Raw genomic sequence first — 11,489 nt, 5'->3', positions numbered from 1 at the left:
AATTTACACGCAGGCAAAATGCCATTACAAGCAATATGCCATCATCGCCGACAGAAGGTTGCCGCCAAGAGGTCGCAGTGTCATCAAACTGTCGCAGACAGGCTGCAGACCGTCATGGCGTCAAGCCGAACCCTGCAAGACCTATTGCGGGCAGGTCAATAGCGAAACCAACGGTACATCCAAACGACCGCACAGCTCGTCGTATTCCTGCCGCGCTTGTTCAGCAACGAAGCCATCCTCGAGCATCAGGATCTGATAGATGCCGCGCCGCAGCATCAATTCGCTAAGTCGATCAGGGCTGCTGCCAGCAGTGCAGAGAAACCGAACCCAGGACGTCGTCACAATCCAGGCGTTAAGCGCGACGGCCTCCACCTGAGACTGGGTCATATGCAGTAGCCCTGCGTCGACGAATCCCTGATAGATACCACGCGCCACCATGAGGTGACTTTCGACGAAGCCGCAATAGCGCTCAGCCAGGACCTCGTCCTCGCCTAGTAGCCGCTCGAGGTCACGATGCAGGAAGCGGTACTGCCACATGGCAGAGAGCAGCGACTCCAGATAGAAGGTCTTGTCTTCCATGGTCACCGTTCGCCCTTTCGGCAGCCGGAGGAAGCCATCTACCTGCGCCTCGTAGCGGTCAAACAGCTCAGCGATGATCATCTGCTTGTTGCGGAAGTGGTAGTAAAGATTCCCCGGTGAAATCGCCAGGTGGGCTGCAATGTGGTTAGTGGTCACACTGCGCTCACCCTGCGAATTGAACAGCTCCAGACTGGCTTGCAGGATGCGATCACGGGTTTTCGGTCTGGGCGGCATGCAAGCATTCATGATCGGCTGGGGTCAGGGGGCTAGGGTAACCCTTCATCATTCGTTAGGCACTTCGATTGACATAATAGAGTAATGACTCTAAATAGCTTCTACGCCCTTTCGGAGCATTGCCGTGCTTGCCGACATCGCCTACCTGAACCAGACGCACATCGTCGTCGAGCGCCTACCAGCAATCTTTGAACGCCAGCGCGTTGCGTTTTCCGCCAATCCTCGGCCCAGCGCAGAGGACCGACTGCAATGCCTCGAGGCCCTGCGCGACCTGCTGCATAATCAACAGCAGGCGCTGATCGACGCCATCTGCCAGGACTTCGGTCATCGCTCGACGGACGAAACCCGGTTGGCGGAAATCATGCCGAGCCTGCACGGCATCCGGCATGCTCAGCGCCATTTGCGGCGGTGGATGAAGCCTTCCCGGCGCTCAGTGGGGCTGGCCTTTCAGCCAGCCAGTGCGCGGGTGGTCTATCAGCCACTCGGGGTGGTCGGCATCATCGTGCCGTGGAATTATCCGCTCCACCTGGCCATCGGGCCGTTAATCGGAGCGCTCGCTGCGGGCAACCGGGTGATGCTGAAAATGAGCGAATCCACCCCCGCCACCGGTCAGTTGCTCAAATCGTTGTTGGCGCAAATATTTGCAGAGGATCAGGTTGCGGTAGTGCTTGGCGAGGCAGATGTGGGCATCGCCTTTTCCAGGCTGCCTTTCGATCACCTGCTGTTCACCGGCAGTACCAGCGTCGGTCGCCACGTCATGCGTGCCGCAGCGGAAAACCTCACCCCGGTGACCCTCGAGCTCGGCGGCAAGTCGCCTGCCATCGTCTCGAACGACGTACCGCTCGCCGACGCAGCCGAACGCATCGCCTTCGGCAAGACGCTGAATGCCGGCCAGACCTGCGTAGCTCCGGACTATGTGCTGGTACCGCGGCAGCGTCTCGATCAGTTCGTCGACGCGTATCGGATGGCGGTGCGGCGCTTTTATCCCCAACTTGCGGACAATCCGGATTACACCTCGATCATCAACCAGCGCCAGCACAGTCGGTTGTCGGGCTACGTGGAGGATGCCCAGGCCAAGGGCGCCCGGTTGCTGCCGCTGTTCGAGCAAGGTCAGGGGCGTCGCATGCCACACTGCGTGCTGCTCGATGTGAACGACAGCATGCAGGTCATGCAGGACGAAATCTTCGGCCCTCTTCTGCCAGTGGTGCCCTACGAAGGCCTCGACGAGGCAATCGCCTACGTCAACGCTCGCCCTCGCCCCTTGGCGCTTTACTACTTTGGTTACGACAAAGCCGAGCAGCGCAGAATCCTCCAGCAGACCCATTCCGGTGGCGTCTGCCTCAACGACACCTTGCTGCACGTGGCCCAGGATGACCTGCCGTTTGGCGGTGTCGGCCCGTCCGGCATGGGCCACTATCACGGCCACGAGGGCTTTCTCACGTTCAGCAAGGCCAAGGGCGTATTTGCCAAACAAAGGTTCAATGCGGCCCGGCTGATCTATCCGCCATACGGCAAGGCCCTGCAAAAGCTGGTCTACAAAATGTTCGTGCGCTGATGCCGGCTCTCTCGATGCCAACGACCAACCCTCATGCCTTATCCCGTCGAGGCCTGCTCAGGATCGGTGTGCTCGGTAGCGTGGCGCTAACGGGTGCCGGGCTGCTCGGAAGCATCGCGGGCTGCAGCGCCGAGCGCGCTGCACCCGGTCTGGCGTTCTTACGCGACAGCGACCTGCCCATGCTGCAACGCCTCACTGGGGTTCTGCTCGATGGCGCAGTCGCCCCGCACGATATGCCAAGCGCCGTGCAAGGCACACTCGCCAGCCTCGACCAGGGCCTCGCCCATCTTTCGCCCGCCGTGTCGAAACAGGTCCTGCAACTGTTCGACCTGCTTTCCCTTCCGGTCACCCGCGGCCCGTTGACCGGCATATGGAGCAGCTGGGAACAGGCGCAAGACAGCGAGATACACGCGTTTCTGCAGCGCTGGGAAAACAGTCCATTTGCCCTGCTGCGCCAGGGCCATGCCTCGCTACTGCAAATGGTTCTGATGGCGTGGTACGGCCGCGAAGAATCCTGGGAACACTGCGGTTATCCGGGACCTCCCGTTATCTAGCGTTTGGATAGCCGTCCTATTCAAGCTTCAGGAGCCGATATGCCGGTTACCGACCCTTTTGCCGAAGGCCTCGCCCGAGGCTGGACTGTTCACGATGGCTCGCGTCTCGAACAGGACGTCACCCTTGAAGCCGATATCGCCATCGTAGGCAGCGGCGCAGGGGGCGGCACCAGTGCGGAAATCCTCAGCGCTGCAGGGTTCAAGGTGTTGCTGATCGAAGAAGGCCCGCTGCGCAGCAGTCGCGACTTCACGATGCAGGAGCCGCCCGCATACGCCTCGCTGTATCAGGAGGCGATCGGCCGCACCAGCCAGGATGGTGCCATCACGATCCTCCAAGGCCGCGCTGTTGGCGGCTCGACGCTGGTGAACTGGACATCGAGCTTCCGCACGCCGACCGCCACGCTGGAGCATTGGGCTCGCGAGCACTCGGTCAAGGGCCTTTCCGAAGAATCCATGGCGCCCTGGTTCGAACGCATGGAGCAACGCCTGGGGATCGAGCCCTGGCCGCTTGCGCCCAACGCCAACAACCAGGTCATCCGCAACGGATGCGAGGCGCTCGGTTACAGCTGGGCTGTGATCCCACGCAACGTACGAGGCTGTTGGAACCTGGGCTATTGCGGCATGGGCTGCCCGAGCAATGCCAAGCAATCCATGCTGGTGACGACCATACCGACCACCCTGGAGGCCGGCGGCGAATTAGTCTACCTAGCCCGCGCCGAGCGCCTTTTGATAGACAAGGACCAGGTCACCTCGCTGGAGTGCAGCGCCATGGATGCCCGGTGCGTCGCGCCAACCGGTCGAAAAATAAGGGTGCGAGCACGCCACTACATCCTGGCCGGAGGTGGCATCAACACACCGGCGATTCTGCTTCGATCGGATACTCACGACCCATACCAGCGGCTCGGCAAGCGCACCTTTCTGCATCTGGTGAATTTTTCGGCAGCGCAGTTCGAGGCCGTCATCAACCCGTTTTACGGCGCACCGCAGTCGATCTATTCCGATCAGTTCCAGTGGGATGACGGCCCGAGCGGTCGTATGTCCTACAAGCTGGAGGTTCCGCCTATCCATCCAGCGCTGGCCGCCACCCTGCTTGGCCGCTTCGGGATGGATAACGCCATGCGCATGGAGCAGCTGCCGCATACCAACGCCATGATTGCGCTGATGCGCGACGGTTTTCACCCCGAAAGTGCCGAAGGTCAGGTGCGCCTGCGCGGCGACGGCACCCCCATGCTCGATTACCAGATGACGCCCTATACCTGGAACGGTATTCGTCGCGCCTATCACAGCATGGCTGAAATTCAGTTTGCTGCGGGGGCCAAAGCGGTCCTGCCGCTGCACAGCGATGCCACCTACACGACCCATCTGTCGCAGGCGCGCCAGCTCATCGACGCGCTGAATCTGACCCTATATCGCACCCGCCTCGGCAGTGCCCATGTCATGGGCGGTTGCGCCATGGGGGAAGATCCGCGACAGGCGGTCACCGATAGCCTTGGTCGCCATCATCATCTGGAGAACCTGTCGATCCACGACGGCTCGCTGTTTCCCACGAGCATAGGTGCCAATCCGCAACTGTCGATTTACGGGCTGGCTGCAAAGCTCTCGAGTCAACTGGCCGAACGGTTGAAAAAGGCGTGAACGGCTACGTTGTGTTGGCATCCGGTCGGCATCCGCATTGATGCTTTACGCTGCCAATACCGAGCCGCTACCATCCACCTCCCACGCAAGCGTCAGGACGCCGCGATGAATCGAGTGCTGTATCCGGGTACATTCGACCCGATCACCATGGGCCATACCGACCTGGTCGAGCGCGCTTCGCGCCTGTTCGACGAAGTCATCATTGCCGTCGCCGCCAGCCCGAACAAGAACCCCCTGTTTCCGCTGGAGCAACGCGTGGCATTGGCTCAGGAAGTGACAGCCCACCTGCCGAACGTGAAGGTCATGGGTTTCTCCAAGCTACTGGCCCACTTCGTCATTGAGCAGCAAGCCAACGTATTGCTGCGTGGTTTGCGTGCAGTCTCTGACTTCGAGTACGAGTTTCAGTTGGCGAACATGAACCGCCAACTGGTACCTGACGTGGAAAGCCTCTTTCTGACCCCCTCGGAGAAGTTCTCTTATATTTCTTCGACGCTGGTGCGCGAGATCGCCCGCTTGGGTGGCGACGTGACCAAGTTCGTACACCCTTCGGTCATGAAGGCCCTGACCGAGCGCTACGCCTCTCGCTAGTTGCCAGGCAACCGGGGGCGTATCCGCCGACCAAAGGTTGAGCGCTGCTGCGTGCACCGAACGAGCCGATGCGGCAGAATTGCCGCGTCGTTTTTACCTGTGCTGTGGCATTGCTGCAGCTGGAGCAAGCTGGATGTCCCTGATAATCACCGATGACTGCATCAACTGCGACGTTTGCGAGCCCGAGTGCCCGAACAACGCGATTTCTCAGGGTGAGGAAATCTACGTCATTGACCCCAACCTCTGCACCGAGTGCGTCGGTCATTACGACGAGCCGCAGTGCCAGCAAGTCTGCCCGGTGGATTGCATCCCGCTCGACGAGAACAACGTCGAAAGCAAGGATGAGCTGATGCAGAAGTACATGATCATCACCGGCAAGGCCTGATTCGTCTGTTGCGACCCCACCCGTGCGGTGGGGTCGGCAGCCCCTCTCGCTCGACATCTAAAACAATTTCGTTGCTGGCAGGCACTTTTCTGTCCGATTGCCGCTGCCTGCCATTTAAACGATCAAAAAACGAACCCCAGAAACAGCACGGCTCCGCACGCAGTGAAGCGGCGGAGCCGTATTCAGCAGGCCAGTGGCAGTTCCCACCGGCTAGTGCTGGGCCGCAGGATCAGTCCTGGCGGTTATAGCCAACGCGGGTGCAGCCCAGGCAACGGGCAAAGGCTGCAGCGCCAGGCTCGACCACCAGTGCATGCCCCGTCTCCTTGATGCCACCGCCCATCGCGCTGAACGGCAGGCTGACGACGAACAGGCCGGCACCGATGGCCGTGGCCGCGATCAGCAGCGGACGGGCGATCAGCAGATCGCCAACGATGGAAAAGGCTTTAGGGGCTTCTACGGTGTACATCGGATCGCCGCTGGCGTTCTGCTGTACCGATTGCGCCTGCGCAGGCATCGTCAGCAGACCTGTGGTCAGGGCCAAGACAACAGCAGTGGAGCGAAACAGATTCATGGTGTGGTCCTTCAGCTGGGCGAAACGAGGCAGATGATTAGGGTGAAGGTCACTATAGCAGTGGCCGTCGGTTATTGATCGTGAACACCGTCATGCCTGCGCAGTGCATCGCACATCGATTCGTCATCGTTGGCACCGTCCACAATAGACGCTGGCTCGCTGGCCGAGACGGATCTCCCGCAAGGTCGAGCCACAGGTTTTGCAAAAATCCCCGCCCCGACCGTAGACAAATAACTCTTGTTGAAAGTAACCCGGCTTGCCGTCACCACCGACGAAATCGCGCAGCGTGGTGCCACCGCGCTCGATGGCGTAGGCGAGGATGCGTTTGATCTCTAAAGCCAGCTTCATATAGCGCGCCCGAGACACAGCACCGGCGGCCCGCCGCGGATCGATCCCGGCGGCGAACAGCGCTTCGCTCGCATAGATATTGCCGACACCGACCACCACCGCGTTGTCCATGATGAAGGGCTTGATCGCCATGCTGCGTCCGCGCGACATCTGGTACAGCCGCTCGCCGTCGAAAGCATCACTCAGCGGCTCCGGGCCGAGGCTCGCAAGCAGCACGTGACTCAACGGGTCGTCGCTCCAGAGCAATGCGCCGAATCGACGCGGGTCGGTGTAGCGCAGCGCCATGCCGGAATCCAGCACGATGTCGACATGCTCGTGCTTACCAACTGCCAGATCCGCCGGAACCAGGCGCAGGCTGCCGGACATGCCCAGGTGCGCGATGAGGGTGCCGACTTCGGCTTTGATCAGGAGGTATTTGGCACGCCGCTCGACGCCCTCGATTCGCTGGCCGGACAGACGTACATCCAGATCGTCCGGGATCGGCCAGCGCAACCGTCGTTCACGCACGATGACCTGAATGACCCGTTGGCCGACAAGGTGCGGCGCGATACCGCGGCGGGTGGTTTCAACTTCTGGGAGTTCAGGCATCAGCGCAAATATCTAGTGGACCGGGAGACGACCTTAGCAGCTAACGTGCAGTCGGGTCAGCCAACACCCAGCTCGCGGATGATGTCGCGCTGGCATTCGAAATCGTATTCCGACAGGCCCACATACTCGAGCACCAGCTGCGCTACCGCATCCCACTCCTGGTCGTCAGGCTGGTCTCCCAACACGCGATGACAGGCGCAGATGTGCTCGGCCATCTTGAGAATCGCCAGAAGTGTTTTGATCTGCGGATCGCTCCACTCGTCGCTGAACAGCGCCACAGCGTTGTGGTGATTGGCGATGGCTTCGCATAGGTGCTGTGGCAGCTTCCATGAGCGCGCAACAAAATAGCCGACCACCGAATGGTTGGTGTTGAGCACCCTGTTCTCGACGTCAGTGATGCGCACATCAGGGCCTACGCTGGCGTAGGCCTCTTCCAGCACGGCCATGTAGCCGGGAAAACGAGTCAGCATCAGCGGGATGCCACAATTATGAAACAGCCCGAGGGTATAGGCCTCGTCTGGCGCTGGGTGACCGATGCGCTTGGCCAGCGTCAGGCAGGTGCTGGCCACGTCCTGCGCTGAATCCCAGAAGCGATTGAGCGTGACGATCGCCGCATCGGTGAGCTCGCCGCGGATCGACTGCGCATTGATCAGGTTGATCACCGAACGGCAGCCCAGCAGGTTGACCGCCTGTTGAATCGAGGCGATGCGGTTGGCGAGGCCGAAGAACGGCGAGTTGACCGTTTTCAACAGCGCGCCGGAAAGACCCGGATCCTGGCTGATCAGCCGCGCGATGGCGCGCAGGTCTGGGTCAGGCATGACCTGCTCCATCTGCAGATCCACCATGATCTGCGGCTGCGGGGGAACGCTGATCCCCTGCAGCACGCTGCGGATCTGCTCGTCGGTGAGTTCGATGGACATGTAAGCGGCCCGCCTCGTGACTAGCACAAGGCCACTAGATAGAAAGAGTGCGAACTTTGGCTGAGTTCATGGTCGGATTTCAAGTAGACCAACATGTAAACCGACGAGGAGGAAACGAAATGGCCGATTCCCTGAAAGGCAAACGCGTAGCGATCCTGGTAACCGACGGTTTCGAGCAGGTCGAGCTGACGGGCCCGAAAGAGGCGCTGGAAAAAGCCGGCGCGACCGCCGAGATCATTTCGTCATCAAACGGTGAGGTCACCGGCTGGAACCACACCACGCCGGCCACCAAGTTTCATGTCGACAAGACGTTCACAGCATTCACATGGAAGACTACGACGCCGTGTTGCTGCCAGGCGGCGTGGTGAATTCCGACACCATCCGCACCGACGAGATGGCCCAGGAGCTGGTGCGTGACGCGGCACGGTCAAACAAGACCATCGCCGTCATTTGCCATGGCGCCTGGCTGCTGGCCTCGGCTGATCTGGTCAAGGGCAAGAAGATGACAAGCTGGCCCTCGCTGACGGACGACCTGAAAAACGCCGGCGCTCAGTGGGTCGACGAGCAGGTCGTGGTCGACGGCCATCTGATCAGCAGCCGCAAGCCGGACGACATCCCTGCTTTCAGCGAAGCGCTGGTCAAAGCCCTCGCGGCCTGACGCCAGCTAGCAAGCCGAGGCATCGCGATACGCGGTCGACGTGACATGGCCGATGCCTCTTTTAAGCCGTCTGCTGGGACAACCGCTCCCAGCAGCGACGGCTGCCCTCCTATCCTGCCTACATCCAGCCAGCGCTTTTGTCAGCCCTCTGGCCTATAATCGCGCCCTTTTCCCGGAGCCCTCACGATGAGCCTGCCCAGCCTGCGACTCAAAGCCAACGCCGACCGCCGCCTGCGCGCCGGCCATCTGTGGGTCTATAGCAATGAGGTGGACACCGCAGCCACCCCGCTGAGCGGTTTCGCCGCTGGCGATCAGGCAATTCTCGAAGCAGCTGGCGGCAAGCCGCTGGGCATCGTCGGCGTCTCGCCGAACAACCTGATCTGCGCCCGCCTGCTGTCACGCGACCTCAAGCACAGCCTGGACAAGTCGCTTCTGGTTCATCGCATCCAAGTCGCCCTGTCGCTGCGCGATCGTCTGTTCGATCAGCCTTGCTATCGCCTGATCTACGGTGACTCGGATTTGCTGCCCGGGCTGGTAGTGGACCGCTTCCACGATCACCTCGTGGTTCAGCTGGCCTCGGCCACCATGGAGCGCAACAAGGACGCCGTTCTCGAAGCGCTGGTTCAAGTGCTCAAGCCGCGCGGCGTACTGTGGAAAAATGACTCCAGCGCTCGCGATGCCGAAGGGCTGGAGCGCTACGTCGACACCGCCTTTGGCGTGGTTCCGGAATGGGTCGGGCTGGAAGAGAACGGCGTGACGTTCGAAGCACCCGTGCTGCAAGGCCAGAAGACCGGCTGGTTCTACGATCACCGCATGAACCGCGCGCGGCTGGCGCCCTATGTCAAAGGCAAGCGCGTGCTCGATCTGTTCAGCTACATCGGTGGCTGGGGCGTACAGGCCGCGGCCTTCGGCGCCAGCGAAGTGTTCTGCGTCGATGCCTCAGCGTTCGCGCTGGATGGTGTCGAGCGCAACGCTGCGCTCAACGGCGTTGCCGAGAAGATGACCTGCGTCGAGGGTGATGCCTTCGAAGCGATGCGGGAGTTGAAAAACGCCGAGGAGCGCTTCGATGTGGTCATCACCGACCCGCCCGCCTTCATCAAGCGCAAGAAGGACATCAAGAACGGCGAAGCCGCGTACCGTCGTCTGAACGAAGCCGCCATGCGTTTGCTGACCAAGGACGGCATCCTGGTCAGCGCCAGCTGCTCCATGCACCTGGAGGAAGACAACCTGCAGAACATCCTGCTCGGCAGCGCCCGTCATCTGGATCGCAACATTCAGCTGCTGGAACGCGGTAGCCAGGGACCTGATCATCCGGTTCATCCCGCAATCCCGGAAACGCGCTATATCAAGAGCATCACGTGCCGCATCCTGCCTAACAGCTGACTACTACCACCGCGCGGACCAGGCTAATGCTCAGTCGCGCGGTGCCGCTATGCTGAGGCAATAGAACCGGGAACTGCCTCGCTCGGTTTCTAGCAGCAGATCGAAGCGGCCGCTACCCCAGCTTTGGCCTCCCATATCCTGTCAATGGCCAGAAGTCTGCGTTTTCTCCGAAACGATTCGATACGCCTGACGCTTCACCTATATACCGCTCGTCTAATCGCCCAAAAAAATGGCGCCAGACACCCGTCCATCCTTAAAGTTCCCGCCCTTAGCGCCGCTATTTGAACTATCTCCCCCTCTGTGGAAATAGCAGCGTGGCACACACACACCCTACCTCTTCAGCTGTGAGCTTTTTGCCGCCGGCATTGTCTGTTGCGACCGGGATTGGCTGCGTGCTTGTCGCTGGCAAAGCGGCACCGGCCGCTTGGCTCTTGTCCGGGCTTCTGGCCGTTACTGGCGTAGGACTATGCCTCTGGAGTCGCCGGATATCAGGGCGCAGTCTTTTGGCAGGTCGATCCGAGGGCGCAGGCACAATCCAGGCTGCTGAGCCCCCCATCGATCCGCTTTGCGCAAGCGTAACCCCGGTGTGGGCGAACCAGATTCAGGCGGCACGCAGCCACAGCGAGGACGCCATCAACGCCCTTTCAGAGCGCTTTTCCCTGCTGGCTGGACGTATACATGCCAGCGTAGGCGGTAGCAATGGTGACGGCGCGGCCGCTTCGCTGGTCGGCTTGCTCGAAAACAGCGAGCGCGACCTTGAAACGATCGTTGATGCCCTGCGCCAAGCTGTTGCCAGCAAAGAGTCGCTCCTGGCAGAAGTCACTCAACTGTCCGAGTTCACGGTACAGCTGCAGGCCATGGCCCAAGACGTCGCAAACATTGCCAAACAGACCAACCTGCTTGCACTAAACGCGGCTATCGAAGCAGCACGTGCAGGAGACGCAGGCCGCGGCTTCGCCGTCGTGGCGGACGAAGTCCGGAAACTGTCGACGCTCTCCGGTGAGACCGGTCACAAGATCGGCGAGACCGTCGAGACGGTGAACTCAGCCATCCAGAAAACACTGGGCGTATCACGCGAATACACCGAGAAGGATGCGGCCACGCTCGGGCATTCCAGTCAAGTCATTCGCCACGTAATCGATCAGTTCCAGCGCAGCGCTGCTGACATGGTTTTGCATAACGACCGTATGCGCCAGGAGAGCGAGGCGGTTGGAACAGAAATCGCCGACGTGCTCGTGTCGCTGCAATTCCAGGACCGCGTCAGCCAGATGCTTGGCCATGTTCACGCCGATATCGAAAAACTAGAAGGCGTCTTGGTTGCCAGGGCCGCTCAACGCGAACAGGGCCGGCCGGTTGCGACCGTCGACAGCCAGCGTTGGCTTAATGACCTGGCGAAGACCTACACCATGCCCGAACAGCACGATTACCACAGTGGCAAGCGCCCGACCGCTGCCCCTTCCTCCGACTCCGAAATCACATTCTTCTGAGGTT

At 60.7% G+C, this 11,489-nt stretch carries 11 protein-coding genes and 1 pseudogene; 8 read left to right on the top strand and 4 right to left on the bottom strand.

The annotated features are described in order from the left end of the window. Positions 1–141: 141 nt before the first annotated feature. The gene (locus JQR87_RS01630; protein ID WP_407293263.1) at positions 142–813 is read right to left on the bottom strand and encodes a TetR/AcrR family transcriptional regulator; all 672 of its coding nucleotides are present in this window, start codon (positions 811–813) and stop codon (positions 142–144) included. A 124-nt stretch (positions 814–937) separates the two neighbouring features. Between JQR87_RS01630 and JQR87_RS01625 the strand changes: the two genes are divergently transcribed. From JQR87_RS01625 to JQR87_RS01605, 5 genes are all read left to right on the top strand, one after another. Continuing rightward, on the top strand, positions 938–2,368 hold the full coding sequence (locus JQR87_RS01625) for a coniferyl aldehyde dehydrogenase (RefSeq protein WP_407293265.1): 1,431 nt from the start codon (positions 938–940) through the stop codon (positions 2,366–2,368). Between the two features lie 14 nt (positions 2,369–2,382). Continuing rightward, complete coding sequence (locus JQR87_RS01620) at positions 2,383–2,922, top strand: twin-arginine translocation pathway signal protein (protein WP_407293268.1); 540 nt, start codon at positions 2,383–2,385, stop codon at positions 2,920–2,922. A 39-nt stretch (positions 2,923–2,961) separates the two neighbouring features. Further along, entirely contained in the window at positions 2,962–4,557 is a 1,596-nt protein-coding gene (locus JQR87_RS01615) for a GMC family oxidoreductase (RefSeq protein WP_407293269.1), read from the top strand. Between the two features lie 105 nt (positions 4,558–4,662). Beyond that, positions 4,663–5,145, top strand: a complete 483-nt coding sequence (gene coaD / locus JQR87_RS01610) for a pantetheine-phosphate adenylyltransferase (RefSeq protein WP_407293271.1) — start codon at positions 4,663–4,665, stop codon at positions 5,143–5,145. A gap of 133 nt (positions 5,146–5,278) precedes the next feature. Then, a complete protein-coding gene (locus tag JQR87_RS01605) occupies positions 5,279–5,530 on the top strand; it encodes a YfhL family 4Fe-4S dicluster ferredoxin (protein WP_407293273.1) in 252 nt (83 codons plus the stop codon). Positions 5,531–5,759: 229 nt separating this feature from the next. Here the strand turns inward: JQR87_RS01605 and JQR87_RS01600 are convergent, their stop codons facing one another. The 3 genes from JQR87_RS01600 to JQR87_RS01590 form a co-directional block, all read right to left on the bottom strand. After that, complete coding sequence (locus tag JQR87_RS01600) at positions 5,760–6,101, bottom strand: multidrug transporter (protein ID WP_407293274.1); 342 nt, start codon at positions 6,099–6,101, stop codon at positions 5,760–5,762. A 123-nt stretch (positions 6,102–6,224) separates the two neighbouring features. Continuing rightward, positions 6,225–7,037, bottom strand: coding sequence for a bifunctional DNA-formamidopyrimidine glycosylase/DNA-(apurinic or apyrimidinic site) lyase (gene mutM / locus JQR87_RS01595; protein ID WP_407293275.1), 813 nt, complete (start codon positions 7,035–7,037; stop codon positions 6,225–6,227). A 56-nt stretch (positions 7,038–7,093) separates the two neighbouring features. Next, positions 7,094–7,957, bottom strand: coding sequence for an HDOD domain-containing protein (locus JQR87_RS01590; protein WP_407293277.1), 864 nt, complete (start codon positions 7,955–7,957; stop codon positions 7,094–7,096). A gap of 119 nt (positions 7,958–8,076) precedes the next feature. Here JQR87_RS01590 and JQR87_RS01585 point away from each other — a divergent pair. The 3 genes and pseudogenes from JQR87_RS01585 to JQR87_RS01575 all read left to right on the top strand — a co-directional run bounded on the left by JQR87_RS01585 (position 8,077) and on the right by JQR87_RS01575 (position 11,485). Next, positions 8,077–8,615: pseudogene (locus JQR87_RS01585) on the top strand (type 1 glutamine amidotransferase domain-containing protein). Positions 8,616–8,801: 186 nt separating this feature from the next. Then, positions 8,802–9,998, top strand: coding sequence for a class I SAM-dependent rRNA methyltransferase (locus JQR87_RS01580; RefSeq protein WP_407293280.1), 1,197 nt, complete (start codon positions 8,802–8,804; stop codon positions 9,996–9,998). A gap of 503 nt (positions 9,999–10,501) precedes the next feature. Beyond that, the gene (locus JQR87_RS01575) at positions 10,502–11,485 is read left to right on the top strand and encodes a methyl-accepting chemotaxis protein (protein ID WP_407293283.1); all 984 of its coding nucleotides are present in this window, start codon (positions 10,502–10,504) and stop codon (positions 11,483–11,485) included. The last annotated feature ends 4 nt before the right edge of the window (positions 11,486–11,489 follow it).

This window comes from Stutzerimonas stutzeri, from assembly GCF_051028275.1.
Taxonomy (GTDB): domain Bacteria; phylum Pseudomonadota; class Gammaproteobacteria; order Pseudomonadales; family Pseudomonadaceae; genus Stutzerimonas; species Stutzerimonas stutzeri_AS.
Note: the sequence above shows the minus strand (reverse complement) of the source record. Positions and strands in the feature narration are given on the sequence as shown.

Bases quoted from the DNA above. Each gene is read 5' to 3' on its own strand.
- JQR87_RS01630 (WP_407293263.1), bottom strand. From the start codon at position 813: ATGCCGCCCAGACCGAAAACCCGTGATCGCATCCTGCAAGCCAGTCTG.
- JQR87_RS01620 (WP_407293268.1), top strand. From the start codon at position 2,383: ATGCCAACGACCAACCCTCATGCCTTATCCCGTCGAGGCCTGCTCAGG.
- JQR87_RS01615 (WP_407293269.1), top strand. From the start codon at position 2,962: ATGCCGGTTACCGACCCTTTTGCCGAAGGCCTCGCCCGAGGCTGGACT.
- coaD (WP_407293271.1), top strand. From the start codon at position 4,663: ATGAATCGAGTGCTGTATCCGGGTACATTCGACCCGATCACCATGGGC.
- JQR87_RS01605 (WP_407293273.1), top strand. From the start codon at position 5,279: ATGTCCCTGATAATCACCGATGACTGCATCAACTGCGACGTTTGCGAG.
- JQR87_RS01600 (WP_407293274.1), bottom strand. From the start codon at position 6,101: ATGAATCTGTTTCGCTCCACTGCTGTTGTCTTGGCCCTGACCACAGGT.
- mutM (WP_407293275.1), bottom strand. From the start codon at position 7,037: ATGCCTGAACTCCCAGAAGTTGAAACCACCCGCCGCGGTATCGCGCCG.
- JQR87_RS01590 (WP_407293277.1), bottom strand. From the start codon at position 7,957: ATGTCCATCGAACTCACCGACGAGCAGATCCGCAGCGTGCTGCAGGGG.
- JQR87_RS01580 (WP_407293280.1), top strand. From the start codon at position 8,802: ATGAGCCTGCCCAGCCTGCGACTCAAAGCCAACGCCGACCGCCGCCTG.